Origin of the sequence: Saccharopolyspora thermophila, from assembly GCF_014646075.1 — a bacterium.
GTDB classification, from domain to species: domain Bacteria; phylum Actinomycetota; class Actinomycetes; order Mycobacteriales; family Pseudonocardiaceae; genus Saccharopolyspora; species Saccharopolyspora thermophila.
Genome location: NZ_BMMT01000011.1, coordinates 107,938 through 133,192 on the forward strand (window position 1 = coordinate 107,938; position 25,255 = coordinate 133,192).

23 protein-coding genes are annotated in these 25,255 nt (G+C 71.6%); 19 read left to right on the forward strand and 4 right to left on the reverse strand.

Annotated features, from left to right (window positions below; all coding sequences use genetic code 11):
• Nucleotides 1-23 precede the first annotated feature (23 nt).
• Both menE and IEY17_RS16355 read right to left on the reverse strand, forming a co-directional pair.
• Complete coding sequence (gene menE / locus IEY17_RS16350) at nt 24-1,214, reverse strand: o-succinylbenzoate--CoA ligase (protein WP_188988617.1); 1,191 nt, start codon at nt 1,212-1,214, stop codon at nt 24-26.
• A 239-nt stretch (nt 1,215-1,453) separates the two neighbouring features.
• Nucleotides 1,454-2,377, reverse strand: coding sequence for a 1,4-dihydroxy-2-naphthoyl-CoA synthase (locus IEY17_RS16355; RefSeq protein ID WP_188988619.1), 924 nt, complete (start codon nt 2,375-2,377; stop codon nt 1,454-1,456).
• A gap of 135 nt (nt 2,378-2,512) precedes the next feature.
• On the opposite strand from IEY17_RS16355, the gene menD reads away from it, so the two are divergent.
• Together menD and IEY17_RS16365 are read left to right on the forward strand one after the other, a co-directional pair.
• Nucleotides 2,513-4,183: a 2-succinyl-5-enolpyruvyl-6-hydroxy-3-cyclohexene-1-carboxylic-acid synthase gene (menD, locus tag IEY17_RS16360; RefSeq protein WP_188988620.1), complete on the forward strand. Its 1,671-nt coding sequence runs from the start codon at nt 2,513-2,515 to the stop codon at nt 4,181-4,183.
• A 162-nt stretch (nt 4,184-4,345) separates the two neighbouring features.
• A complete protein-coding gene (locus IEY17_RS16365) occupies nt 4,346-5,848 on the forward strand; it encodes a M1 family metallopeptidase (RefSeq protein WP_188988622.1) in 1,503 nt (500 codons plus the stop codon).
• Nucleotides 5,849-5,872: 24 nt separating this feature from the next.
• Here the strand turns inward: IEY17_RS16365 and IEY17_RS16370 are convergent, their stop codons facing one another.
• A complete protein-coding gene (locus IEY17_RS16370) occupies nt 5,873-7,162 on the reverse strand; it encodes an isochorismate synthase (protein ID WP_188988765.1) in 1,290 nt (429 codons plus the stop codon).
• Between the two features lie 94 nt (nt 7,163-7,256).
• Here IEY17_RS16370 and IEY17_RS16375 point away from each other — a divergent pair, with 94 nt between their 5' ends.
• The 3 genes from IEY17_RS16375 (at nt 7,257) to IEY17_RS16385 (ending at nt 9,479) form a co-directional block, all read left to right on the forward strand.
• Nucleotides 7,257-7,748 (forward strand): DUF3592 domain-containing protein, encoded by a 492-nt coding sequence (locus IEY17_RS16375; protein ID WP_229680224.1) that lies wholly within the window; start codon nt 7,257-7,259, stop codon nt 7,746-7,748.
• A 122-nt stretch (nt 7,749-7,870) separates the two neighbouring features.
• Nucleotides 7,871-8,740, forward strand: a complete 870-nt coding sequence (gene paaC, locus IEY17_RS16380; protein ID WP_188988624.1) for a 1,2-phenylacetyl-CoA epoxidase subunit PaaC — start codon at nt 7,871-7,873, stop codon at nt 8,738-8,740.
• Between the two features lie 166 nt (nt 8,741-8,906).
• Nucleotides 8,907-9,479, forward strand: a complete 573-nt coding sequence (locus IEY17_RS16385) for a hypothetical protein (RefSeq protein ID WP_188988626.1) — start codon at nt 8,907-8,909, stop codon at nt 9,477-9,479.
• On the opposite strand, the gene IEY17_RS16390 is transcribed toward IEY17_RS16385, so the two are convergent.
• On the reverse strand, nt 9,476-10,333 hold the full coding sequence (locus IEY17_RS16390) for an inositol monophosphatase family protein (protein WP_188988628.1): 858 nt from the start codon (nt 10,331-10,333) through the stop codon (nt 9,476-9,478). The two genes, IEY17_RS16385 and IEY17_RS16390, sit on opposite strands and share 4 nt — an antisense overlap.
• Before the next feature lie 177 nt (nt 10,334-10,510).
• Here IEY17_RS16390 and IEY17_RS16395 point away from each other — a divergent pair, with 177 nt between their 5' ends.
• The 14 genes from IEY17_RS16395 to nuoK all read left to right on the forward strand — a co-directional run bounded on the left by IEY17_RS16395 (nt 10,511) and on the right by nuoK (nt 25,240).
• A complete protein-coding gene (locus IEY17_RS16395) occupies nt 10,511-11,632 on the forward strand; it encodes a glycosyltransferase family 4 protein (RefSeq protein ID WP_229680225.1) in 1,122 nt (373 codons plus the stop codon).
• A gap of 80 nt (nt 11,633-11,712) precedes the next feature.
• Nucleotides 11,713-12,402, forward strand: a complete 690-nt coding sequence (locus IEY17_RS16400; RefSeq protein ID WP_188988632.1) for a demethylmenaquinone methyltransferase — start codon at nt 11,713-11,715, stop codon at nt 12,400-12,402.
• Between the two features lie 454 nt (nt 12,403-12,856).
• Nucleotides 12,857-14,155 (forward strand): geranylgeranyl reductase family protein, encoded by a 1,299-nt coding sequence (locus IEY17_RS16405; protein WP_188988634.1) that lies wholly within the window; start codon nt 12,857-12,859, stop codon nt 14,153-14,155.
• A 158-nt stretch (nt 14,156-14,313) separates the two neighbouring features.
• Nucleotides 14,314-14,679, forward strand: coding sequence for an NADH-quinone oxidoreductase subunit A (locus IEY17_RS16410; protein WP_188988636.1), 366 nt, complete (start codon nt 14,314-14,316; stop codon nt 14,677-14,679).
• Nucleotides 14,680-14,719: 40 nt separating this feature from the next.
• Nucleotides 14,720-15,394 carry a NuoB/complex I 20 kDa subunit family protein gene (locus IEY17_RS16415; protein ID WP_188988637.1) on the forward strand — a complete coding sequence of 225 codons (675 nt, stop codon included), beginning with the start codon at nt 14,720-14,722 and terminating at the stop codon, nt 15,392-15,394.
• A 7-nt stretch (nt 15,395-15,401) separates the two neighbouring features.
• Complete coding sequence (locus tag IEY17_RS16420; protein ID WP_188988639.1) at nt 15,402-16,172, forward strand: NADH-quinone oxidoreductase subunit C; 771 nt, start codon at nt 15,402-15,404, stop codon at nt 16,170-16,172.
• 22 nt (nt 16,173-16,194) lie between these two features.
• The gene (locus tag IEY17_RS16425) at nt 16,195-17,529 is read left to right on the forward strand and encodes an NADH-quinone oxidoreductase subunit D (protein ID WP_188988641.1); all 1,335 of its coding nucleotides are present in this window, start codon (nt 16,195-16,197) and stop codon (nt 17,527-17,529) included.
• Entirely contained in the window at nt 17,526-18,284 is a 759-nt protein-coding gene (gene nuoE, locus IEY17_RS16430) for an NADH-quinone oxidoreductase subunit NuoE (RefSeq protein ID WP_188988643.1), read from the forward strand. Before IEY17_RS16425 ends, nuoE begins: the two co-directional genes overlap by 4 nt.
• Nucleotides 18,285-18,292: 8 nt before the next feature.
• A complete protein-coding gene (gene nuoF, locus IEY17_RS16435; RefSeq protein WP_188988644.1) occupies nt 18,293-19,615 on the forward strand; it encodes an NADH-quinone oxidoreductase subunit NuoF in 1,323 nt (440 codons plus the stop codon).
• A complete protein-coding gene (locus IEY17_RS16440; protein ID WP_188988646.1) occupies nt 19,612-22,149 on the forward strand; it encodes an NADH-quinone oxidoreductase subunit G in 2,538 nt (845 codons plus the stop codon). Before nuoF ends, IEY17_RS16440 begins: the two co-directional genes overlap by 4 nt.
• Complete coding sequence (gene nuoH / locus IEY17_RS16445) at nt 22,146-23,450, forward strand: NADH-quinone oxidoreductase subunit NuoH (protein ID WP_188988649.1); 1,305 nt, start codon at nt 22,146-22,148, stop codon at nt 23,448-23,450. Before IEY17_RS16440 ends, nuoH begins: the two co-directional genes overlap by 4 nt.
• Entirely contained in the window at nt 23,437-24,003 is a 567-nt protein-coding gene (gene nuoI, locus IEY17_RS16450; protein WP_188988651.1) for an NADH-quinone oxidoreductase subunit NuoI, read from the forward strand. Before nuoH ends, nuoI begins: the two co-directional genes overlap by 14 nt.
• Nucleotides 24,000-24,944 carry an NADH-quinone oxidoreductase subunit J gene (locus tag IEY17_RS16455; RefSeq protein ID WP_188988653.1) on the forward strand — a complete coding sequence of 315 codons (945 nt, stop codon included), beginning with the start codon at nt 24,000-24,002 and terminating at the stop codon, nt 24,942-24,944. The genes nuoI and IEY17_RS16455 overlap by 4 nt, the downstream gene beginning before the upstream one ends.
• The gene (gene nuoK / locus IEY17_RS16460; RefSeq protein ID WP_093155324.1) at nt 24,941-25,240 is read left to right on the forward strand and encodes an NADH-quinone oxidoreductase subunit NuoK; all 300 of its coding nucleotides are present in this window, start codon (nt 24,941-24,943) and stop codon (nt 25,238-25,240) included. Before IEY17_RS16455 ends, nuoK begins: the two co-directional genes overlap by 4 nt.
• Nucleotides 25,241-25,255 lie beyond the last annotated feature (15 nt).

The following is a 25,255-nucleotide window of genomic DNA, read 5'->3' on the forward strand; positions in this document are numbered from 1 at the left end:
CCGGCGAGAACCTCCCCGGGCGATCACGACCCGAGCAGCACCGCCAGGGCCCGGCGGTCGGGTTTGCCCGGTCCGCGCAGCGGGAGCTCCGGGAGGAAGACGATGCGTTTGGGGGCCGCGGCGGCGCTGATCCGCTCCTTGACCGCGGCGCGGAGGGCGTCCTGCGGCGGCGGGGCCGCCGGGTCGGTCGGGACGACCGCGGCCACCACCGCCTGGCCCCACTCCGGGTCGGCGACGCCGAGAACGCACACCTCGCGCACGCCGTGCTGCTCGGTGAGCACGCGCTCCACCGGGAGCGGGGCGACGTTGACGCCACCGGTGATGATCATGTCGTCGGCCCGGCCCAGCACCTCCAGCCGGTCGCCGCGCCAGCGGCCGATGTCGCCGGTGCGGAACCAGCCGTCGGCGAAGGCCGCCGCACCGGGCTGGTTCCGGTAGCCCCGGGCCACCATCGGCCCGGCCAGGTGGATCGGGCCCGTCCCGCCGTCGATGCGGACCCGGGTGATGTCCAGCGGTCGACCGTCGTAGACGCAGCCGCCCGAGGTCTCGCTCATGCCGTACGTCGTGGTCACGCGGACACCGCTGTCGACAGCCCGGGCCAGCAGCGCGGGCGGCGTCGCCGCTCCGCCGAGCAGGACGGCGTCGAACTCGCGCAGCGCGGCGAGCGCCGCACCACCCGCGCTGACCAGCCTCGACAGCTGTGTCGGGACCAGCGCGGTGTAGTGCGGTCCGTTGGCGGCGAGCACCTCCCGGGCCGCTTCGGCGAACCGGTCGGGGCGGAAGCCACCCGTGGTGTCGACGGCGTGCGGGCGCGTTCCGGCCAGCAACGCCCGGACCAGGACCTGGATGCCCGCGATGTGGTGGGCGGGCATCGCCAGCAGCCAGTGGCCGGGACCGCCGAGGCGGCGGTGGGTGGCCCCGGCCGAGGCGCGCAGCGCCGACGCCGCGAGCAGCACGCCCTTCGGGGTGCCGGTGGAGCCGGAGGTGGCGATGACCAGGGCGGTCGGGTCGTCGGCGGTGTCCTCGTCGCCGGTCAGTGCCGGTTCGCCGGCCAGCGCGGCGGTCAGCCGGTCGGCCTCGGCCGGGTTGTCGGCGGCCACGGGGAGCAGAGCCGGGCCCTCCCCGGCGAGCGCCCGCGCGAGCGGGGCCAGCGCCTGCAGGGCACCGGTTCCTGGTGCCACGGGGAGTGGCTGCACCGTGCGGGCTGTCGGCATGCAGCCATTCTCGGCCGCGGATCAGCGGGGGCCAACGATAACCCCGCCACTCGATCACCTGTTCTAGCGATCAAGTGTTCGATTACGTCGGCCGATGATCTCTGCGTACCGGTGGAGAGGAGTGCGTGATGTTGGTGGTGATCGTGCTGGTGGTCCCGGCCGAAGAGGGGTGGGCCGGCGGTGCCGCTGAAGACCGGTTCCGGACCGGGGCCGCCCGGTCCGGAACCGGCTCGGTGAGCTCAGAAGTACCAGGGGAACGCGGACCAGTCGGGCTTCCGCTTCTCCAGGAAGGCGTCACGCCCCTCGACGGCCTCGTCGGTCATGTAGGCAAGGCGGGTGGTCTCGCCCGCGAACACCTGCTGGCCGATCAGCCCGTCGTCGATGGCGTTGAACGCGAACTTGAGCATCCGCTGGGCGGTCGGCGACTTGCCGTTGATCTCGCGGGACCACTGCAGGGCAGTGTTCTCCAGCTCGGTGTGCGGGACGACCGCGTTGACCATCCCCATCCGGTGGGCCTCCTCGGCGGTGTAGGTCCGCCCGAGGAAGAAGATCTCGCGGGCGAACTTCTGGCCGACCTGACGGGCGAGGTAGGCCGAGCCGAACCCGCCGTCGAAGCTGCCCACGTCCGCGTCGGTCTGCTTGAAGCGCGCGTGCTCGGCGCTGGCCAGCGTGAGATCGCACACCACGTGCAGGCTGTGCCCGCCCCCGGCGGCCCAGCCCGGCACCACCGCGATGACGATCTTGGGCATGAACCGGATCAGCCGCTGGACCTCCAGGATGTGCAGGCGCCCGGCGCGCGCCGGGTCGACGGTCTCGGCGGTCTCGCCCTCGGCGTACCGGTAGCCGTCGCGACCGCGGATGCGCTGGTCACCGCCGGAGCAGAAGGCCCAGCCGCCGTCCTTGGGGGACGGGCCGTTGCCGGTGATCAGTACGCAGCCGACGTCGCTGCTCATCCGCGCGTGGTCCAGGGCGCGGTACAGCTCGTCGACGGTGTGCGGGCGGAACGCGTTGCGGACTTCCGGGCGGTCGAACGCGATGCGCACGGTGCCTTTCCCGGGGCCGTCCTCCACGCAGCGGTGGTAGGTGATGTCGGTGAACTCGAAGCCCGCCACGGGCTCCCACAAAGCAGGATCGAACAGCTCAGAGACACGGGGATTCTGCACACCTGGGACAATAGGCGCAGCAAGCGCTCGGTGCGGGGGCCTCCCCGCGGTCGCCGGGCGCCTGCGCGGCCGGCGGCACGGGGGACGATGCTCCCGGTGACCGGTGGTCGCCAAGCGATGTGCAGAGGTGATCGGTTGAATCCGTCCACGGCCCAGGCTGAGGTCATCGTCGACGAACTCGTCCGCAACGGGGTGCGGCAGGTGGTGCTCTCCCCGGGGTCGCGCAACGCACCTCTGTCTTACGCGCTGCACAGGGCCGCGCACGCAGAGCGTCTGCGGCTGCACGTCCGCATCGACGAGCGCAGCGCGGGGTTCCTCGCGCTGGGCCTGGCGGCGCGGTCGCGGACGCCGGTACCGGTGGTCTGCACGTCGGGCACCGCTGCGGCGAACCTGCACCCGGCGGTCAGTGAAGCCTTTCACTCCGGAGTGCCGTTGATCGTGCTGACCGCGGACCGGCCGCCGGAACTGCGCGCAGCCGGCGCGAACCAGACGATCGACCAGCAGCGGCTGTTCGGCACCGAGGTGCGGTTGTTCGACGAGCTGGCCGTCGCCGAGAACCGGCCCGGGCAGAACGCCTACTGGCGCAGCCAGGTCTGCCGAGCCTGGCATGCGGCGCTCGGCGGTTCCCGCGGTGGGCCGGTGCACCTCAACCTGCCGTTCCGCGAACCCCTGGTGCCGACCGGCGGCGGAGAGTGGTGCGAACCGCTGGACGGCCGTGCGGCCGGTGCGCGGTGGACGGAGGTGTCCGCGCGCGGGTGGGCACCCAGCGCACTGTCCCAAGTGCACGCTCGGCGGGGCCTCGTCCTGGTGGCCGACTGGGGTGCGGCGCGCGCCAGCGACTGGGGTGAGCGCTACGGCTGGCCGGTGCTGTCGGAATCCGGGGGTGTGGGCCTGTCCGGTTCGGCGGTCATCAGCACCGGGATGTGGCTGCTGAACCTGCCCGAGTTCATGCAGCGACACCGCCCTGAGCAGGTGCTGTGCGTGGGACGGCCGACGGTTTTCCGGCAGGTGCAGAAGCTCCTGGCGGACAGCCGGGTGGAGGTGCTGCTCGCGCACGGCGGTGTGCCGTGGCCCGCGCCGGCGCACAACCTGCGGGAGGTGGCCGAGACCTTCGGCGGCGAGCCGGGACCGGTGGACCCGGACTGGCTCACCGGCTGGCAGCAGGCCGACCAGAAGGCGTCCGCCGCGCTGCACGCGGCGCTGGACCTGGAGCGCTGGCCCAGCGGTCCCGCGGTGGCGCGCGAACTGGTGGACGCCCTGCCGGAACGGTCGCTGCTGGTGCTGGGGGCGTCGAATCCGACGCGGGACGTCGCACTGGCCGCCCGGCAGCGGTCCGATGTGGTCGTACACCGCAACCGCGGTGTCGCGGGCATCGACGGCATGGTGTCCACCGCGATCGGCGGGGCCCTGGCCCACGGCAGACCCGCCTACGCGCTGCTGGGCGACCTGACCTTCCTGCACGACAGCAACGGTTTGTTGCTGGGACCGCAGGAGCAGCGCCCGGACCTGACGATCGTCGTGCTCAACGACGACGGCGGCGGCATCTTCTCCCTGCTGGAGCAAGGCAGTCCCGAATACCGGGACTCGTTCGAGCGGGTCTTCGGCACGCCGCATGGGACCGACATCGGCAAGCTGTGCGCGGCGCACGGCGTTGAGCACGTGCTCGTCGAGCAGCGTTCGGACCTCACCGCGGCGCTGCGGTGGCAACCGGGACTGCGTGTCATCGAGGTGCGGACCGACCGCGACCAGCTGCGAGCGGTGCACCAGCGGCTCCAGACCGCCGTGCGCTCCGCTCTGCTCGGCTGACCGGGCGCGGACCGGCGCGCCCGGGCGCGGGCGTGCCCCGTCCGGGTGGCTTCGCGGTTTTTCCGCGCATACTGGGAAAATTCTCTTCGCCGAAAACATGCCCGGTGGAGTTGACTTTCCTTACCCTCCTACCGGACCACGAGTTCGAGGAGGGGTGGCTAGGTGTTTCGACGACACGGCCTGCGGGCGACAGCGGCGGCATGCTGCGCGGCGGCGCTGTTCGCCACACCGGCGATGGCCGGGAGCGACGGACCGGGGGCGCCGGGTGCGGGCGACGACTACTTCCCGGGGTATGGCAACGGCGGTTACGACGTCTCGCACTACGACATCCAGGTCCGCTACCAGCCGGCGGACGACCACCTGCAGGGCACCACGACGATCGTGGCCAGGCCCACGCAGAACCTGACGGCGTTCAACCTGGACTTCGCGCTGACGGCCAAGTCGGTGCGGGTCAACGGGGTCCCGGCGCAGTTCTCGCAGGACGGCACCGAGCTGACGGTGACACCGGCGCAGACGCTGCCCGAGGGCAGCCTGGCGACGTTCGTCGTGGAGTACGAGGGCGTTCCGTCCACCGTGGAGGTCGACGGTCTGAAGCCGTGGATCCGCACCTCGGACGGGGCGTTGGCGGTGGGCCAGCCGGAGATCTCCGCGTGGTGGTTCCCGGGCAACGACCACCCACGGGACAAGGCGACCTACGACATCGCCGTGACCGTGCCGGATGGCACCGAGGTGCTGTCGAACGGGGTGAACACCCGGAACTCCAGCCTGGCCGGGTGGACGACGTGGAAGTGGCGGACCACCAAGCCGGCCGCCACCTACCTGGCGTTCATTGGTGTCGGGCAGTACGAGATCAACAGCAGGACCGGCGCGTTCGGGCAGCCGTTCGTGACCGCCTACTCCGAGAAGCTCGGTGAGTACGAGGGCGCGGCGAAGGCCAGCGTCGAACGCACTCCGGAGATCGTGGAGTTCCTCACCGGCCTGCTCGGCGAGTACCCGTTCGAGGCGCAGGGCGGCCTGGTGTCCTCGGAGGGCATGAACTTCGCGCTGGAGAACCAGACCCGGCCCACCTACAGCCACCTGTTCTTCCGGGACGGGGCGAACACCTCGGTGGTGGTGCACGAGAACGCCCACCAGTGGTTTGGCGACTCGGTCTCGGTGGACACCTGGCGCAACATCTGGCTCAACGAGGGCTTCGCGTCGTACGCCGAGTGGCTGTGGTCGGAGCACCAGGGCACCGGCACCGCGCAGGAGCTGTTCGACCACTACTACGCGCAGCACCCGGCGGACGACCCGTTCTGGCAGGTGCTGCCGGGCGACCCGGGTGCGCAGAACGTCTTCCACGACGCGGTCTACGACCGGGGGGCGATGACGCTGCACGCGCTGCGCAACGTCGTCGGTGACGAGACGCTGCTGGACATCGTGCGGACCTGGGTGTCGGAGAAGCGCTACTCCACCGGCACAATCGAGGAGTTCATCGCCCTGGCCGAGCAGAAGTCGGGCAAGCAGCTCGACGAGCTGTTCAACGCGTGGCTGTTCACCAAGGGACGGCCGCCGGTCGGCGAGGCGACCGGGGTCAAGGAGAGCGCCCTGCGCGTCGCGGCAGCCCCGCCGAAGGCGGTCGCGGAAATCGACCGGACACACGCACTCCTGCACAACCACGACTGAGCATGACCGGTCGCGGGGGCGGGTTCAGCGGACGCCTTCGAGGGCTTCGCGAACAGCAAGCAGCTTCGCTTCCGCCTCCGCGACCTCCAGGTCGGGGTCCGAATCGGCGACCACCCCGCACCCGGCGAACAGCCGGACCCGACTGCCGCCGCGCTCGTGTGCGCCCTCGAGCGCGGCGGCCTCGACCTGCGCGCACCGCAGCGCCACGCCGAACTCGCCGTTGCCGCTGCCGTCCAGCCAGCCGACCGGGCCCGCGTAGCGGCCCCGGTCCATGCCTTCCAGCTGCCCGATCATGCGCACCGCGTCGTCCGTGGGGGTCCCGCCGACCGCCGCGGTGGGGTGCACGGCGTCGACCATGCGCAGCAGCGAAGTGGCGCCGGTGGCGGCGTCGTCCTCGCGCAGCTTGCCCTCCACGTTGGTGGCCAGGTGTAACACGTTGCGCAACCGGATGATCTCGGGCTCGTTCGGCACCACCAGGTCGCTGCAGAACGGCTGGAGTTGCACGGCCAGCGACTCCGTGGCGTAGGCGTGTTCGCTGCGGTTCTTCGCCGACGCCATCAGCTCGGCCGCCAACTGGTCCGGGGTGTGCCCGTCACGCGGCCAGATCGTGCCGGCGAGCACCCGGGAGCGCACCTCGTACCCCACGCGTTCCAGCAGCAGCTCCGGGGTGGCACCGATCAGCCCGTCCACCGCGAACGTCCAGCAGGTCGGGTAGCGGGCGGCCAGGTTGTGCAGCAGGAACCGGGTGTCCAGCGGCTCCGAGGTGGTGGCGAGCAGGTCGTGGGCGAGCACGATCTTGTGCAGGTCGTCGGACTGCTGCATCAGGCGCACGGCCTCGGCGACGGCCTGGCGGTAGCCGGTGGTGGACAGCTGCCCGTCGCTGTAGGACACGGTGCCGGGCGGGCGCACGGGCTGCGGCTGCGGTGGCTCGGCTGAGGCGTCGCCGATCGTGGTGATCCAGCGCACCCCGTCGCGCTCACCGATGACCACCTCCGGCACCACCAGCACCGACTGCCCGGGATCGTCGGCGAACGCCATGCTGGCGAAGGCAACCGGGCCGCAGCCGGGCAACCCGACCGCGTCGACCACCTCGAACCGCTGGCACTGGTGCTGCCACCAGGCGTCGGCGTGGGTGAAGCGGTCCGGGCCGGACACGTCGAGGCGGGCCGCGGTGCCCCAGCCGACCAGCCCGGCGCCGTCGCGAACCCAGCTCAGCACCCCCTCCGCGGGCAGCAGGTCGAGGAGAGGGAGGTCACATCGGGGGTCGCCTGGTTCGAGCCTGCGGGTACGCGCAGTCAGCAGCCGGGGTGTCATCGCCACTCCTGGAGGGTATGCGGCTTTCGCCGAGCGGTGGACGGCACCGAAGGGCTGCGGGGTCGCGATGGCCCGATGCCTACAATCGGTCACCGTGGCGAGCGACGCGGTTCGGGACGACGCGGCCGACTCGGTGACCAAATCCGACACGGAAGGTGACCGGCCGGTTGCCCTACCGTCCCGTGGTCGAGTGCGCGCCGCCCGCGCGGTGCTGGCGCTGGGCGTGCTGGTGACCGTGATGGGCCTGTCCATCGTGCTGGCCTGCTTCATCGACGACCGGACGATCGAGGAGTCCCGGGGTCGGGCGGTGGCCGAGGTGGTCGACACCTCGCTGATCCGCACGGTGGTGCGCTTCAACACCGACGAGGGCCGCGTGTACATCCCGCCGAACGGCATCCTGTACCCGGCCGACCTGCAGCCCGGCCAGCTGGTTCGGGTGGAGTACGACTCGCGGAACCCGGACCTGGTGCGGGTGGCCGGACGCACCGCGGTGCTCTCGCTACTGCCGGTGGCCAGCCTGCTGGCCGTGGTGTGGGCCGTGCTGCTGCCGGTGTACTACTTTCTGCGCCGGCCTCGCGCCCACTGAAGTCCGACTTCCCTTCCGCTGCCGGATGGTGTGACACTGGAAACCCCGCCGAGGGGCGGCGGTCCCAGTCGCACGGCTGACGTGGCCGACCCTGGCCGCCCGCCCCGGTCTGCGAGGTCGCCATGAACCTCCCGGAAGCGCGCTCCAGCGCAGCGGATGCGCAGCAGTGGGTGCTCGGCGCCCCCTTGGCGTCTACTGTGGATCGCTCGGTGCCGGCCGGGGTGACCACTTCGGACCTCGCGCAGTACTGCCTGATGCTGGGCGACGACGCGCTGCTCCTCGCGCACCGGCTGACCGAGTGGGGTCTGCGGACGCCGGAGCTGGAGGAGTCCGCCGCGCTCGGCGGCATCGCACTGGACCTGCTGGCGCAGGCGCGGACCCTGCTGCACCGGGCCGGTGAGGTCGAGGGCGCGGGCCGCGACGAGGACCGGCTGGCCTACTTCCGCAACGCCGAGGAGTTCCGCAACGTGCGGCTCGTGGAGATCGACTGCGGGCCGGGGCCAGGCGGTGACTTCCCGGCCACCATCGCGCGCCTGCTGCTGTTCAGCACCTGGCGCCGGGCGGTGTTCGAGCGCCTGGTCCACAGCCGGGATGCGGTGCTGGCGACGCTGGCGGCGCGGTCGCTGCCGTCCCTGGCTGCGCACCGTGACCACGCCGCCCAGTGGGTCATCCGTTTCGGCGACCCGGCCGGCGGCACGGCTCCCCGGATGACCGCCGGACTGCAGCGGGTGTGGCCGTTGACCGGCGAGCTGTTCGTGCCGCACCCGGTCGAGGCCAGGCTGGCCGACGCGGGCTGCGGGGTGGATCCCGCGGTGGTGCGCGACGAGGTCAGCGCCGCGCTGGACGAGGTGTTCTCGGTGGCGCGGTTGCCGCGCCCGAACCCCGCGGAGTTCGCCGACTTCGCCCGGCCGGGCGGCCGCGACGGTGCGCACACCGGCGGGCTGGTCTTCGTCCTCGCCGACCTGCAGCACCTGGTCCGGGCCGGTGCCTGATCGCAAATAAGTACTTTCCCCCAAGACCTGCGCCCGTCGGCAGGCGCAGAGTGATCTGGAGGACGCGCGGAACTCCGGTCCGGCCGAGGTCGTCGGATCGGTGCCCACCGGCGCTGCAGCGGGCTCGGGCGGCCACCTCGGCCGAGTTGGAAGGACACAACCGGACATGGACGGAATCTGGGTGCACGTGCTGGTGGCCTTCGTGGCGGGCGCCAGCGGAGCGGGGGTCATGTCGGCCGTCATCAGCACCAGGAGTCGACGAACCGCACCCCCATCGCCGGCTGCCCAGCCCGTTCCGGCGCAGGTGCCCGACCAGTGGTGGCACGACGTCCAGCGCTGCGAGCAGGCCGTGTACCGGGCGGCGCGGGCGGTCGAGGCGGTGTCCTCCGAGCAGGCCAGGCACGGGTTGCAGACGGTCGTGCGGCGCATGGACGCGGAGTTGCCGAACGTTCGGGCGCTGGCCGAGGTGGGCCGGGGCGTGGCCGTCGGGAGTTCCCGGGACGAGGCCGTCCTGCGGCGGCTACAGGGCCAGTTGGACGACGCCGCTGCCCGGTTCGGCATGGTGACCGACCACGTGCTCGAGGTGGTCGTGCAGTTGGTCGCCGACCCGGACCTGAGCAGGGTGCACGAGCAGGTGACCGTGCTGCGGGAGCAGTTCCCGCTGTTGCGCCCGATGTCGGCGGTCTTCGGCCCGGAACCGGGCTCGGCACCGGCCCGCGCCCTGCAACGCGCGGCCTAGCACCCGGTGGTGGCCTGACGCCACCAGTCGTGCACCTCGGTGGCGGCGCCGGGGGCGGCGACCAGCAGTCCGTCCGGCGGCAGGGCGGCGGGCCGACCGCAGCGGTCCAACACGGTCGCCCCCGACTCGGTCGCCAGCAACAGCGCCCCGGCCACGTCCCACTCCTGGTAGGAGTCCAGCACCGCGGCCACCGCGTGCCCGAGCGCGACCTGCGTGATGGCCAGCGCGGGCGACCCGAGCAGCCGGACACCCACCTGGGCGCTCGCCGCGTTGCTGATGAACCGGTCCATGCCCCGCCACGGGCCGTTCTTGGTCAGCTCGGTGCACACGATCCCCGCTCGGGTCTCGCGCTGCTCGGACAGCCGCACGGGCCGCCCGTTGGCGCGCATGCCGCGGCCGCGCGCGGCGGCGTGGATCTGCGCGCGGTACGGGTCGGCCACCACGCCGACGACCGGCCCGTGCTCGTCGAGCATGGCCAGGCTGTAGGCGCACCACGGCAGTCCGGCGGCGTAGTTGGCGGTGCCGTCCACCGGGTCGACCGACCAGCGGAACCGCGCCGAGCCCGGCGTGGCCGCCCGGTGCTCGGCGCCCGTGGCCGGCGCGGCGTCGAACTCCTCGCCGAACACCGGGATCCCCGGGAACTCGTCGGCGAGCACCCGCCGGGTGTGGCGTTCCAGGGTGCGGCCGGTGTCGGTGACCCAGTCGAAGGGCGATTCGGTGGGCTCGGGGTGCGCCCCTCTGCCCGCGGTCGCGATGATCACGTCGGCGGCGTCGTTGGCAAGTCGACCGGCGACCTCGAACGCCCGCGACACCAGGGCGGGGTCGAAGGCGGGCGGGGAAGGCAGGATCGTCATGCCGCCCCAGTGTCCGTGCGCAGGGTGACCGGTGCGCAACGGTGAGGTGACCGCCGGTGGAGGGCTGGACCACGAATTCGCGCCGCCGGGTGAATTGGCGCGGTTGTCGGCCGTCGTTGGCGGGGGCGTCATTTCCCGGACGGTTGTTCGCCGGTCCGGGCCGCCACGGTGTTGCGCGTGCGCATCGCGATCGTGACCGAGAGCTTCCTGCCGCAGATCAACGGGGTCACCAATTCGGTGCTGCGGGTGCTGGAGCACCTGCGTCGCCGCGGGGACCAGGCACTGGTGATCGCCCCGGGCGCGGGGCCCGGAGTGTGCGAGGGCTTCCCGGTGGTGCGGCTGCCCGCGGTGGAGCTTCCGGTGGTGTCGTCGCTGCCGATCGGGTTCCCGACGCGCCGCCTGCTGCGCAGCCTGCAGGAGTTCCGCCCGGACGTGGTGCACCTGGCGTCTCCGTTCGTCGTGGGTGCGCGCGGCCTGGCCGCAGCGCGGCGGCTCGGCGTGCCGACGGTCGCCGTGTACCAGACCGATGTCGCCGGTTTCGCCGCGTCGTACGGGCTGGGCCTGACCGCGCGGGCGGCGTGGCGGTGGATCCGCCGCCTGCACGGTGCCGCGGACCGGACGCTGGCGCCGTCGACGTGGGCGGTGGAGACGCTGCGTGAGCACGGGATTCCGCGGGTGCACCGGTGGGGCCGCGGGGTGGACACGGCGCGGTTCTCGCCCCGCCACCGTGACCGGGAGCTGCGCCGCGCGCTCGCGCCGAACGGCGAGTTGCTGGTGGGGTACGTGGGGCGGCTGGCCCCGGAGAAGCGCATCGAGCGGTTGGCCGCGCTGGCGGCCGCGCCGGACGTGCGCCTGATCGTCGTCGGCGACGGCCCGGAACGGGCGAGCCTGGAGCAGGCGTTGCCCGGTGCGGTGTTCCTCGGGCAGCGCACGGGCGGCGAGCTGGCGCGGATCTACGCAAGCCTGGACGTGTTCGTGCACACGGGCCCGCACGAGACGTTCTGTCAGGCGGTGCAGGAGGCGATGGCCTCGGGTCTCCCGGTGATCGCCCCGGACGCGGGCGGTCCCCGCGACCTCGTCGCCCACGGCCTTACGGGCTTTCTCCTCCCGGCACAGGACGACGATGAGCACGCGAGCGCCTTGCGGGAGGCGGTGGACCAGCTGCGCGACCCGCACGCCCGGGCCCGCTTCGGCGCCGCAGCGCGCACCTCGGTGGCGCGCAGGACCTGGCCGGCCCTCTGCGAACAGCTCATGGCCCACTACGCAGCAGTCACCACCCCCGAGACGCTGGCGGCCTGAGCGTCCGTGCGCCGGTGCCGGATCGCGGAGGTGGCAGGCTTGGTGGCGGGTGCGCCTGGCACGCCACGTACGCTTCGGGTGTGTCTCGGGCCGGTTTGGACAAGAAGCCCCGCGAGGTCGCGTCGATGTTCGACGGCGTCGCCCGTCGCTACGACCTGACCAACACCGTGCTGTCCTTCGGGCAGGACCGGAGGTGGCGGGAGGTGACCCGGCGGGCGCTGGCGCCCAGGCGGGGTGAGCGCGTGCTCGACCTGGCCGCGGGCAGCGGTGTCTCGACCGAGGAGTTCGCGCGTTCCGGCGCGTTCTGCGTGGCGGCGGACTTCTCGCTGGGCATGTTGCGGGTCGGCCGCCACCGCGGGGTGCCGATGGTCGGCGCGGACGCGTTGCGGTTGCCGTTCGCCGACGAGGCGTTCGACGCGGCGACGATCTCGTTCGGGTTGCGTAACCTGGTCGACCCGGCGGCGGGGCTGCGGGAGATGCTGCGCGTCGTCCGGCCCGGCGGGCGGTTGGTGGTGTGTGAGTTCTCCACGCCGACGTGGCAGCCGTTTCGCACCGTCTACCTGAACTACCTGATGCGGGCGCTGCCGGCGATCGCCCGCGCGGTGTCGTCGAACCCGGACGCCTATGTCTACCTGGCGGAGTCCATCCGGGAGTGGCCGGACCAGCGGGCGCTGGCCGAGCTGATCGCCGAGTCGGGCTGGACCGACGTGGCGTGGCGCAACCTCACCAGCGGTGTCGTCGCCCTGCACCGGGCGGTCAAACCCTCCTGACACGGCGCGGCCCGCGTCACCCGGGTGTCCACTGAGGATGCCGCGGGCTCGCCTCGCGGATGTCCACTGAGGTCGCACAGGCTCGGCGGCGGGGGGACGACGTCTGCGGCCCTCGACACCACGGCAAGATCCCGAAGCTCCCGCCTGCTCTCCCTGCCGATCCTGCGGGTGCCCGGCGCCTGGGTGCCGGCGCCCCTCATCGGAGTGATCCACCCGGTTCGGACGCCGGTCGGGGGCGGTCCGCGCGGGGTGGCGGCGCGGGCCGGGGTTCGCCCGGTCGGCGGCGGGTGGCCCGCCACCTGGGGTGACGGTCACTCGGGTGGCGGAGTTCGAGGGGTCGATCGAGCGGTGGGTGCGGCCTAGACTCGGAGCTAGTGAACTAGTTCACAAGCGGGCCCGGGGCGGTTCTCCGGGCCGGGTCCGCTTCGCGCAGTGCACGAGCTCGAGGAGTGTCATGACCAGCGCCACCAGCCGCCGCCGACCGGACGACGACGCGGACGTCATCGTCGTCGGAGCCGGGCCGGCCGGATCGACGGCTGCGACGTACCTGGCCCGGGCGGGCCTGGACGTCCTGCTTCTGGAGAAGAGCACCTTCCCGCGGGAGAAGGTCTGCGGCGACGGCATCACCCCCAGGGGCGTCAAGCAGCTCATCGACCTGGGCATCGACACCCGCGAGGAGGCGGGCTGGCTGCACAACCGGGGCCTGCGGGTCGTCGGCGGCGGGGTGCGCATCGAACTGGACTGGCCCAGCCTCGCCGACTTCCCGCCCTACGGCGTGGTCCGCCCCCGTAACGACTTCGACGACCTGCTGGCCCGCACCGCCGAGCGCGCCGGGGCCCGGCTGGTGGAGCGGACCACCGTCACCAGCGCCCTCGTCGACGACCGCACCGGCCGCATCACCGGGGTGCAGGCCAAGGCAGGGCCGGAGCGGACCCCGGTGACCTACCGGGCGCCGCTGGTGCTGGCCTGCGACGGGGTCTCGGCCCGGCTGGCGTTGTCGGTGGGCATCGAGAAGCGCGACGACCGGCCGATGGGGGTGGCCGTGCGCCGGTACTACACGAGCCCCCGCACCAAGGACGAGTACCTGGAGTCGCACCTGGAGCTGTGGGACCGGTCGGACCCGGCCGGGCCCAGGCTGCTGCCCGGCTACGGCTGGATCTTCGGCATGGGCGACGGCACCGTCAACGTCGGCCTCGGCATCCTGTCCACCTCCCGGGCCTACGGCCGGACCGACTACCGCCAGCTGCTGCGCTCGTGGCTGGACGGCACCCCGGAGGAATGGGGGTTCCGCGAGGACAACGCCACCGGCCGGATCGGCGGGGCGGCGCTGCCGATGGGCTTCAACCGGGTGCCGCACTACCGCAACGGTCTGCTGCTGGTCGGTGACGCGGGCGGCATGGTCAACCCGTTCAACGGCGAGGGCATCGCCTACGCCATGGAGTCGGCCAAGCTCGCCGCGGACTGCGTGGTGCACGCGCTGGCCCGGCCGACCGGCCTGTCCCGTGAGCAGGCGCTGCGCCGGTACCCGACGGCGGTGCAGCAGGCGCTCGGCGGCTACTTCCGGCTGGGCAACATCTTCAGCAAGTTGATTGGCAATCCCACCGTGATGCGGGTGGCCACGAGGCACGGTCTACCGAGGACGACCCTGATGCGATTCGTGTTGAAACTGTTGGCAAATCTCTACGACGCGAAAGGTGGTGACGCAATGGACCGTGTGATCAGCGCCACTACACGCCTGACCCCTAGCGCCTGACGGCACATATCTGGTCAGATGTCCCGGGCAATGTGTGAGAAGTCATAAAGTTAGGTTCGCCTCACTACGGAGACGATAGGCTCGACCGCATAGAGTGCGCACTGACGCCGCAGACGTGAGCTTCGTCTCGGCGGGGGCCGTCGAAGGAGGGCAGCGCAGTGCTCGATCCGTACATCCCGCTGGTGCTGATGTTCGCCTTGGCGCTGGCGTTCGCGGTCTTCTCGGTCGCGATCGCCCCCCTCGTCGGCCCCCGCCGGTACAACAAGGCCAAGCTCGACGCCTACGAGTGCGGCATCGAGCCGTCGCCCCAGCCGGTCATCGGCGGCGGCCGGATGCCGGTCGCCTACTACCTGACCGCGATGTTGTTCATCCTGTTCGACATCGAAATGGTCTTCCTCTACCCGTTCGCGGTCTCCGCGGACGTCCTCGGCCTGTTCGGCGTGGTCGAGGTCGTGCTCTTCATCGCCACCGTCGGCTTCGCCTACCTCTACGTGTGGCGCCGCGGCGGCCTGGACTGGAACTAGGGAACAACTGGACCGCAGCGACGCGGAAGGAGTGCCGGAGATGGGGCTCGAGGAGCAGCTGCCGAACGGCATCCTGTTGGCCAACGTGGAGAAGCTCGTCAACTGGACCCGGAAGACGTCGATGTGGCCGGCGACGTTCGGGCTGGCCTGCTGCGCGATCGAGATGATGACCGTCGGCGGCTCCCGCTACGACATCGCCCGGTTCGGCATGGAGCGGTTCTCCGCCACGCCCCGGCAGGCCGACCTGATGATCGTGGCCGGCCGGGTGACCAACAAGATGGCGCCGGTGCTGCGGCAGATCTACGACCAGATGCCCGAGCCGCGCTGGGTGCTGGCGATGGGCGTCTGCGCCTCCAGCGGCGGCATGTTCAACAACTACGCCGTGGTGCAGGGCGTGGACCACGTGGTGCCGGTGGACATGTACCTGCCGGGGTGCCCGCCGCGCCCGGAGATGCTGCTGGACGCGATCCTCAAGCTGCACGCCAAGATCATGGACGAGCCGATCAACGCCAAGCGCGCCCGGCTGAAGCTGGAGAGCGGCGAGCGGACGCCGATGATCCCGTCCTCGCAGCGGTACGCGCCCAGGAACCGGATGCAGCGGCACCGGGCCGAGAAGCAGCAGGCCGCGCAGCGTCGCGAAATGGGCTCCGATCCGGCGTTGGGGGCGCTGCAGAGCACGCCGGAACGCCCCCGGGAACTCAAGGCGGGTAGGTGAGTTGGCGTTGGCAGACAAGGATTCCGCGCAGCGCCCGGTGACCGGTGCACCGGGCTCCAGCGCCGAGCGGCCCGGCGGCGGCCTCGAGCCGGCCACCCCGGGTGGCGCGGCGCACCGCGCGCCGGTCTCCGGCCGCGCGCGCAAGGGCATGTTCGGGGTGCGCGGCACGGGCGACACCTCCGGCTACGGCGGCCTGCGGCTGCCCGCCTACGTGCCGACGGCGGCCGAGCGGCCCTACGGCGGGTGGTTCGACGAGGTCGCCGACAACCTCTTCGCCGCGCTGCACGACCGGGGCCTGCCGGCGGACACCGTGCAGCAGGTGACCGTCGACCGCGGCGAGATCACCTTCTACGTCCGCCGCGAACACCTGGTGGAGATCTGCCGGGCGCTGCGTGACGACCCGGCGCTGCGCTTCGAGCTGTGCAGCTCGGTCTCCGGCGTGGACTACGGGCCGGAGGTGCCGCAGCGGCTGCACTCGGTCTACCACCTGACGTCGATGACGTACCGGAGACGCATCCGCCTGGAGGTCGCGGTCGACGTCGACGATCCCCATGTGCCCTCCGTGGTGTCGGTGTACCCGACCGCGGACTTCCAGGAGCGCGAGGCGTGGGACATGTTCGGCATCGTCTACGACGGCCACCCCGCGCTCACCCGAATCCTGATGCCCGACGACTGGGACGGGCACCCGCAGCGCAAGGACTACCCGCTGGGTGGCATCCCGGTCGAGTACAAGGGCGCCGAGATCCCGCCGCCGGACCAGCGCAGGGCGTACTCGTGAGGACCGCGGAGAGGTGCTGGAGATGACCACGGAAACACCCACGGGCTTCGGCAACCCGTATGCCGAGTCCCGGGAGACCACCGAGGGCACGGTCTACACCGTCACCGGCGGCGACTGGGACCAGTTCATCGACGAGACCGCCGGCGAGGAACGGGTCGTCATCAACCTCGGCCCGCAGCACCCGTCCACGCACGGCGTACTCCGCCTGGTGCTGGAGCTGGAGGGCGAGACCGTCACCAAGGCCCGCTCGGTGATCGGCTACCTGCACACCGGCATCGAGAAGAACACCGAGTACCGAACCTGGACCCAGGGCGTCACGTTCGTGACGCGGATGGACTACCTGGCCCCGCTGTACAACGAGGCCGCCTACTGCCTGGCGGTGGAGAAGCTGCTGGGCATCGAGGCGCCGAAGCGGGCCCAGACGTTCCGGGTGATGCTGATGGAGCTCAACCGGATCTCCTCGCACCTGGTGTTCCTGGCCACCGGCGCGATGGAGCTGGGCGCCACCACCGGCATGACCTACGGCTTCCGCGAGCGCGAGGAGGTTCTGCACCTGCTCGAATACCTGACCGGGCTGCGGATGAACCACGCGTTCATCCGGCCCGGCGGGGTCGCGCAGGACCTGCCCGAGGACTGGCGGCAGAAGGTGCTCAACTTCATCCAGGTGATGGACAAGCGGCTGCCGGACTACGACAAGCTGTTCACCGGGCAGCCGATCTGGAAGCAGCGCCTCAAGGACGTCGGCTACCTCCCGCTGGACGGCTGCCTGCAGCTCGGCGTCACCGGGCCGCTCCTGCGCGCCACCGGCCTGCCCTGGGACCTGCGCAAGATCCAGCCGTACTGCGGCTACGAGGAGTTCGAGTTCGAGGTGCCCACCAGCACCGACGCCGACTGCTACGCCCGGTACCTGCTGCGGCTGGAGGAGATCCACCAGTCGCTGAAGATCATCCGGCAGTGCGTGGACAAGATGGAGCCCGGGCCGCACATGGTGGCGGACGCCAAGATCGCCTGGCCCGCGAAGCTCAGTATCGGCCCGGATGGCATGGGCAACTCCCTGGAGCACGTCCGCCGGATCATGGGCCAGTCGATGGAGTCCCTGATCCACCACTTCAAGCTGGTGACCGAGGGCTTCGACGTGCCGCCCGGCCAGGTGTACGTGCCGGTCGAGTCGCCGCGCGGCGAGCTCGGCTACCACGTGGTCTCCGACGGCGGCACCCGGCCGATGCGGGTGCACGTGCGGGAACCCAGCTTCGTGAACCTGCAGGCGCTGCCCGCGATGTGCGAGGGCGGGCTGGTGGCCGACGTGATCGCGTCCGTGGCCTCCATCGACCCGGTGATGGGCGGGGTGGATCGATGACCGAGCAGTTCGAGTTCACCACGAATGAGCACAACGTGCACGACACCGCGGATACCTCCGTGTTCGGTGAGGACGTGCGCTCCGACGCCAGGCAGATCATCGCGCGCTACCCGGAGCCGCGGTCGGCGCTGCTGCCGATGCTGCACCTGGTGCAGTCGGTGCAGGGGTACGTCAGCCCGGCGGGAATCCGGTTCTGCGCCGAGCAGCTGGCGCTGTCCACCGCGGAGGTCAGCGCGGTCGCGACCTTCTACACGATGTACAAGCGCAAGCCGTGCGGTCAGCACCTGGTGAGCGTGTGCACCAACACCCTGTGCGCGGCGCTGGGCGGCGACGCGATCTACCGCAGGCTCAGCGAGCACCTGGGTGTCGGGCACGACGAGACCGCCGGCACTCCCGGCGAGGAGGGCTCGATCACGCTGGAGCACGCCGAGTGCCTGGCGGCCTGCGACCTCGCCCCGGTGCTGCAGGTCAACTACGAGTACTTCGACAACCAGACGCCCGAGTCGGCGCTGGACCTGGTGAAGGCGTTGCAGCGCGGGGAGAAACCGGCACCGACCCGAGGCCCCGCGCTCACCGACTTCCGCGGCGCCGAGCGCCAGCTGGCCGGGTTCTTCGACGACCTGGAGTCCACCGTGGCCGGTCCGTCGGCGGCGCCCGAGACGGTGCGCGGTGCGCAGTTGGCCCACGAGCGCGGCTGGACCGCGCCGAGCATGCCCGACGACGCGGAACTGCCGCCGCTGCCGGAGAAGAGGTGAGGGTGGCCATGACCCAGACGAACCGGTCCAGCACCAGCCCGCTGACCCCGGTGCTGACCAAGCGGTGGCTGTCGCCGAAGTCCTGGACGCTGCGCACCTACGAGCAGCTGGAGGGCTACACCGCGGTGCGCAAGGCCCTCGCGGCGCACCCGGACCAGCTGATCGAGCTGGTCAAGGCCGCCGGGCTGCGCGGCCGCGGCGGCGCCGGGTTCCCGTCCGGCGTGAAGTGGAGCTTCATGCCCAAGGAACCGGTCAAGCCACACTACCTGGTCATCAACGCCGACGAGGGCGAGCCGGGCACCTGCAAGGACATCCCGCTGATGATGGCCGACCCGCACTCGCTGATCGAGGGCTGCATCATCGCCAGCTACGCGATGCGCGCCAACCACTGCATGATCTACGTGCGCGGCGAGGCGCTGCACCCGATCCGCCGGTTGAACAACGCGGTCCGCGAGGCATACCAGGCCGGGTACCTGGGCAAGAACATCCTCAACTCGGGTTTCGACCTGGACATCGTGGTGCACGCCGGCGCGGGTGCCTACATCTGTGGTGAGGAGACCGCACTGCTCGACTCGCTGGAGGGCAAGCGCGGGCAGCCACGGCTCAAGCCGCCGTTCCCGGCCGCCGCCGGTCTCTACGCGTGCCCGACCACGGTCAACAACGTGGAGACCATCGCCTCCGTGCCCTACATCGTCAACGGTGGTGCCGACTGGTTCCGCACGATGGGCACCGAGAAGTCGCCGGGCCCGAAGATCTACTCCATCTCCGGGCACGTCGAGCGGCCCGGCCAGTACGAGGCGCCGCTGGGCACCACGCTGCGCCAGCTGCTGGAGCTGGCCGGCGGCATGAAGGACGGCATCCCGCTGAAGTTCTGGACGCCGGGCGGCTCGTCGACGCCGCTGTTCACCGCCGAGCACCTGGACGTGCCACTGGACTTCGAGGGCGCCGCCGAGGCCGGGTCGATGCTGGGCACCACCGCGGTGATGGTGTTCAACGAGACCGTGTCGGTGCCGTGGGCCGTGATGAAGTGGACCAAGTTCTACGCGCACGAGTCCTGCGGCAAGTGCACCCCCTGCCGCGAGGGCACCTACTGGCTGGCCCAGGTGCTGGAGCGGATGGTCGAGGGGCGCGGCACCGAGGAGGACATCGAGACCCTCCTGGACGTCTGCGACAACATTTTCGGCCGGTCGTTCTGCGCCCTGGGCGACGGCGCGGTCAGCTCGATCACCAGCGGCATCAAGTACTTCCGCGAGGAGTTCCTGGCGTTGTGCCGGAAGAACGCGGGCGAGCAGGACAAGCCGGAATCCGCACTGGTAGGAGCGGCCCGATGACGGTGGCACCCGAATCAGAAACCCGTCCGGTGCCGGAGGGCTACGTCCGGCTGACCATTGACGGCATCGAGGTCGAGGCGCCGAAGGGCGAGCTGCTGATCCGCACCGCCGAGCGGATGGGCATCACCATCCCGCGCTTCTGCGACCACCCGCTGCTGGACCCGGCCGGGGCCTGTCGGCAGTGCCTGGTCGAGGTGGAGATGGGCGGGCGGCCGATGCCCAAGCCGCAGGCGTCGTGCACGATGACCGTCGCCGACGGCATGGTCGTCAGGACACAGCGGACCTCGCCGGTGGCGGACAAGGCGCAGCAGGGCGTGATGGAGCTGCTGCTGATCAACCACCCGCTGGACTGCCCGATCTGCGACAAGGGCGGCGAGTGCCCGCTGCAGAACCAGGCGTTGAAGCACGGGCGCGCGGAGTCGCGGTTCCACGACACCAAGCGCACCTTCCCGAAGCCGATCCCGATCTCCTCGCAGGTGCTGCTGGACCGGGAGCGTTGCGTGCTGTGCCAGCGCTGCACCCGGTTCTCCAAGCAGATCGCCGGCGACCCGTTCATCGAACTGCTGGAGCGCGGGGCGCTGCAGCAGATCGGCATCGGCGAGCAGCAGCCGTTCCAGTCGTACTTCTCCGGTAACACCATCCAGATCTGCCCGGTCGGGGCGTTGACCAGCGCCCAGTACCGGTTCCGGGCGCGGCCGTTCGACCTGGTGTCCACCCGCGGCCAGTGCGAGCACTGCGCCTCGGGCTGCGAGATCCGCAACGACTGGCGGCGCGGCAAGGTGATGCGGCGGCTGGCCGGGGACGATCCCGAGGTCAACGAGGAGTGGATCTGCGACAAGGGCCGGTTCGCGTTCCGCTACGCCACCGCCGCGGACCGCATCACCCGGCCGCTGGTGCGCGGCGGGGACGGCCAGCTGCGCCCGGCGTCGTGGACCGAGGCGCTGCGGGTGGCCGCGGACGGCCTGGCCGCGGCGCGCGACGCGCGGGGCGTGGGCGTGCTGCCGGGCGGTCGGCTGACCGTCGAGGACGCCTACGCCTACTCGAAGTTCGCGCGGATCGCCCTGCGGTGCAACGACATCGACTTCCGCGCCCGGCCGCACAGCGCCGAGGAACTGCGCTTCCTCGAATCCACTGTGGTCGGTGTGACGCCGGAAACCGGGGTGACCTACCGGGACCTCGAAGTCGCGCCCGCGGTGCTGTGCGTGGCGTTCGAGCCCGAGGAGGAGTCGCCGATCGTCTTCCTCCGGCTGCGCAAGGCCGCACGCAAGAACAGGACGAAGGTGTTCCACCTCGCGTCCTGGGCGTCCCCGGGGGTGGCGAAAACCACGACCATCGTCTACGACGGCGGTCCGGCCCAGATCGGGTCGCTGGTGCCCTGCGCGCCGGGCGGTGAAGCGGCGGCGCTGGGCGCGCTGCCGTCCGAAGTGGACGAGGCGCTGCGGCAGCCCGGTGCGGTGCTGGTCGTCGGCGAACGGGCCGCGGAGGTCCCGGGGCTGTACTCGGAGGTCCTGCGCACCGCCCGGCGCACCGGTGCCCGCGTGGCGTGGATCCCGCGCCGCGCCGGGGAACGCGGCGCGATCGAGGCCGGAGCGCTGCCCACGCTGCTGCCCGGCGGTCGCCCGGTCGTCGACCCGGCCGCCCGCGGCGAACTCGAACACGCCTGGGGCCTGCCGCCCGGCGCGCTGCCCGCCGCACCCGGCCGCGACGCCGCGGGCATCATCGCCGCGGCCGCCGCCGGGGAGCTGTCCGGGCTGCTCGTCGGCGGCGTGGACCCGGACGACCTGCCCGACCCGGCGCTGGCCGAACGCGCGCTGCGCACCGCCGACTTCGTGGTCAGCCTCGAACTGCGGCCCAGCGCGGTGACCGAGCACGCCGACGTGGTGCTGCCCGTCGCGCCCAGCGTCGAGAAGTCCGGCACCTACCTGAACTGGGAAGGCCGCCGCCGCGAGTTCGGCACCACCATCGAGGGCACCGGCGCGCTGCCGGACTGCCGGGTGCTCGACACCCTCGCCGTGGAGCTGGACGCCGACCTGTTCACCCAGATCCCGGCGGCCGCGGCCGGCGAACTTGACCGCATCGGCCCGCACCGCGGCCAACGGCGGCCCGCCCCGGACGAACCGGTGGCGGCCGCACCCGCGCCCGGCCCGGGCCAGGCGGTGCTGGCCACCTGGCGGCAGCTGCTCGACAACGGCGCGATGCAGGTCGAGGAACCGAACCTGGCCGGCACCGCGCGCCGGGCCGTCGCGGTGCTCTCACCGCGCACCGCGCAGCGCATCGGGCTCGGCCCCGGGCAGCGCGTCGAGGTCCGCACCGCCCGGGGCGCCATCGTGTTGCCGGCGGAGCTGGCCGAGATGCCCGACGACGTGGTGTGGCTGCCCGCCGACTCCGGGGCCTCCCGGGTCCGCCGGACCCTCGGCGCCGGGCACGGCGCGGTCGTCGACATCACCGCGACCACTCCGCTGCCCACGGCAGCCGGTAACGGCCACGCCGGCAACAACGGCGCGGCGACCCACCTGGACGGGGGGAGAGCATGACCACAACCGCGGAACTGCTCGCCGACGATCCGCTCTGGCTGATCCTGCTGAAGGTCCTGGCGATCTTCGTCTTCCTGGTCGTCATGACCCTACTGACGATCTGGGCGGAACGCCGCGTCATCGGCCGGATGCAGCACCGGCCCGGCCCGAACCGAGCGGGCCCGTTCGGGTTGCTGCAGTCGCTGGCCGACGGCCTGAAGCTGGCGTTCAAGGAGGACATCCGGCCGGTGCTGGCCGACAAGTGGGTGTACTTCCTGGCCCCGGCGATCTCCGCGACGCCCGCGATGGTGTCGTTCTCGGTGATCCCGATCGGCCCCGAGGTCACCATCTTCGGCGAGCGCACCGCGCTGCAGCTGGTGGAGCTGCCGGTCGGTCTGCTCGTGGTGCTGGCCTGCGCCTCGATCGGCGTCTACGGCATCGTGCTCGCCGGGTGGGCCTCCGGGTCGCCGTACCCGCTGCTGGGCTCACTGCGGTCGGCCGCGCAGGTCATCTCCTACGAGATCGCGATGGGCCTGTCGTTCGTCGCGGTGATCATGTACGCCGGGACGCTGTCCACCTCGGGCATCGTCGAGGCGCAGGCCAGCGGCTGGTTCTTCGCGCTGCTGCCGTTCAGCTTCGCGGTGTACGTGGTGTCCATGGTCGGCGAGACCAACCGGGCCCCGTTCGACCTGCCGGAGGCCGAGTCGGAGCTGGTCGGTGGTTTCCACACCGAGTACTCGTCGCTGAAGTTCGCGCTGTTCTTCCTCGCCGAGTACATCAACATGGTCACCGTCTCGGCGCTGGCGACCACCCTGTTCCTGGGCGGCTGGCACGCGCCGTGGCCGCTGTCGCTGATCGGCGACGGCGTACTCAACACCGGGTGGTGGCCGGTGCTGTGGTTCATGGGCAAGACGCTGGCGTTCCTGTTCTTCTTCGTCTGGCTGCGCGGCACCCTGCCCCGGCTCCGCTACGACCAGTTCATGAGCCTGGGCTGGAAGATCCTGGTCCCGCTGAGCCTGGTGTGGATCATCGCGGTGACCGTGATCCGCGCGCTGCGCAACTCCGAGGCGGTCACCTCGCAACAGTTCCTCATCGGCGGCGGCATCGTGATCGCGGTCCTGCTGGTGGCCACCTTCCTCATCCCGGACCGCAAACCTGCCAAGGACACCGACGAGGTGCCGCTGGCCGGCAGCGACTATCCGGTTCCGCCGCTGGACCTGCACGTTCCCGAGACCCCGCCGCGGCGCACCCCGGTGCACAGCGCAGCCACCCCGGCGGTCGAGGGCCCGCAAGGCGAGGAGGCGCCCCGTGGGAATGTTTGATCCGATCAAGGGCTTCGGCGTCACCTTCTCGACGATGTTCAAGAAGGTCGTCACCGAGGAGTACCCGGAGGTCAAGAAGATTCCGGCGCCCCGGTTCCACGGCCGCCACCAGCTCAACCGGCACCCGGACGGGCTGGAGAAGTGCGTGGGTTGCGAGTTGTGCGCCTGGGCGTGCCCGGCCGACGCGATCTTCGTCGAGGGCGGCGACAACACCGAGGACGCGCGCTACTCACCCGGTGAGCGCTACGGCCGGAACTACCAGATCAACTACCTGCGCTGCATCGGCTGCGGGTTGTGCATCGAGGCGTGCCCGACGCGGGCGCTGACGATGACCAACGAGTACGAGACGGCCGACGACAACCGGCAGGACCTGATCTACACCAAGGAGGATCTGCTGGCGCCGCTGCTGCCCGGCATGGAGCAGCCGCCGCACCCGATGCGGCTGGGCGACGACGAGCAGGACTACTACGTGCGCGGTCCTGAACTCGCCCGGCAGCGTGGGATCCCGCCGGATCAGACGGTCGAGTCGGGGCACGAGGAGGCCGCGAGATGACCATCGAACACGCGCAGTTCCTCGCGCAGGCGCAGAGCGCCGTGGGCACCGGTGAGGCGGTCGCGTTCTGGGTGCTCGGGCCGCTGGCGCTGGTCGGCGCCCTGGGCATGGTCTTCGCCCGCAACGCGGTGCACTCCGCGCTGTGGCTGGTGCTCACCATGCTGTGCCTGGGCGTGCTCTACATGGCGCAGAACGCGCCGTTCCTCGGGTTCACCCAGATCATCGTCTACACCGGCGCGATCATGATGCTGTTCCTGTTCGTGCTGATGATGGTCGGGCGGGACTCGTCGGACTCGGTGGTGGAGGTGCTGCGCGGCCAGCGGCTGTGGGCCGGGCTCGGCGGCATCGGCCTGGCCGCGCTGCTGGTCGCCGGGCTCGCCCGCGCGCTGACCTCGGTGGAGGTGGCCGCGCCGCTGAACCCGTGGGCCCCCGCCGGTGGCGGCGCGGGCGGTCTCGGGCGGCTGATCTTCACCGACTACCTGTTCCCGTTCGAACTCACCTCGGCGCTGCTGATCACCGCCGCGGTCGGCGCGATGGTGCTGGCCTACGGCGGCAAGGGCCGCGGCCCGCGGGTCAGCCAGCGGGAGCGGGCCAACGCCCGGTTCCGCAGCGCCCGGCCGACGCCGCTGCCCGGTCCCGGCGTCTACGCCACGGCCAACTCGGTGGCCGTCCCCGCGCTGCTGCCGGACGGCTCGGTCGCGCCGGAATCACTGTCCGAACTGCTCGAGAACCTGCCGGTCGACGAGCTCAGCGGGGAGCGCCGCGCGGTCGCCGGCGCGGTGCCCGAGCCCGATCCGCACGCGCTGACCGGGGGCCGCGCGGAGCCGTCGCCGCCGGTCGGCGAGCAGCAGGATGCGGGCCCGCCGCCGACCAACGGTGCCGCGCCGCGGCACGACGGTCAGGAACCCCGGCACGTCTCCCCGGAGGAGGTCCGGCAGTGACCCCCACCTACTACCTGCTGCTCTCGGCGCTGCTGTTCACCATCGGCGCCGTCGGCGTCCTGGTGCGGCGCAACGCGATCGTGGTGTTCATGTGCATCGAGCTCATGCTCAACGCGGTCAACCTGACGCTGGTGACCTTCGCCCGCATCGAGGGCTCGGTGCACGGGCAGGTCATGGCCTTCTTCGTGATGGTGGTCGCGGCGGCCGAGGTGGTGGTCGGCCTGGCCATCATCATGTCGATCTTCCGGACGCGTCGCTCGGCCTCGGTCGATGACGCCAACCTGCTGAAGTACTGAGAGGGCGCGTGGTGA

What these genes read in the sequence shown, in the direction of transcription:
- IEY17_RS16440 (WP_188988646.1), top strand. Translation starts at nt 19,612, where the DNA reads ATGACGGTGGCACCCGAATCAGAAACCCGTCCGGTGCCGGAGGGCTAC.
- paaC (WP_188988624.1), top strand. Translation starts at nt 7,871, where the DNA reads ATGAACCTCCCGGAAGCGCGCTCCAGCGCAGCGGATGCGCAGCAGTGG.
- IEY17_RS16385 (WP_188988626.1), top strand. Translation starts at nt 8,907, where the DNA reads ATGGACGGAATCTGGGTGCACGTGCTGGTGGCCTTCGTGGCGGGCGCC.
- IEY17_RS16455 (WP_188988653.1), top strand. Translation starts at nt 24,000, where the DNA reads ATGACCATCGAACACGCGCAGTTCCTCGCGCAGGCGCAGAGCGCCGTG.
- IEY17_RS16415 (WP_188988637.1), top strand. Translation starts at nt 14,720, where the DNA reads ATGGGGCTCGAGGAGCAGCTGCCGAACGGCATCCTGTTGGCCAACGTG.
- IEY17_RS16390 (WP_188988628.1), bottom strand. Translation starts at nt 10,333, where the DNA reads ATGACGATCCTGCCTTCCCCGCCCGCCTTCGACCCCGCCCTGGTGTCG.
- nuoE (WP_188988643.1), top strand. Translation starts at nt 17,526, where the DNA reads ATGACCGAGCAGTTCGAGTTCACCACGAATGAGCACAACGTGCACGAC.
- menE (WP_188988617.1), bottom strand. Translation starts at nt 1,214, where the DNA reads ATGCCGACAGCCCGCACGGTGCAGCCACTCCCCGTGGCACCAGGAACC.
- IEY17_RS16370 (WP_188988765.1), bottom strand. Translation starts at nt 7,162, where the DNA reads ATGACACCCCGGCTGCTGACTGCGCGTACCCGCAGGCTCGAACCAGGC.
- nuoF (WP_188988644.1), top strand. Translation starts at nt 18,293, where the DNA reads ATGACCCAGACGAACCGGTCCAGCACCAGCCCGCTGACCCCGGTGCTG.
- nuoH (WP_188988649.1), top strand. Translation starts at nt 22,146, where the DNA reads ATGACCACAACCGCGGAACTGCTCGCCGACGATCCGCTCTGGCTGATC.
- IEY17_RS16405 (WP_188988634.1), top strand. Translation starts at nt 12,857, where the DNA reads ATGACCAGCGCCACCAGCCGCCGCCGACCGGACGACGACGCGGACGTC.
- IEY17_RS16425 (WP_188988641.1), top strand. Translation starts at nt 16,195, where the DNA reads ATGACCACGGAAACACCCACGGGCTTCGGCAACCCGTATGCCGAGTCC.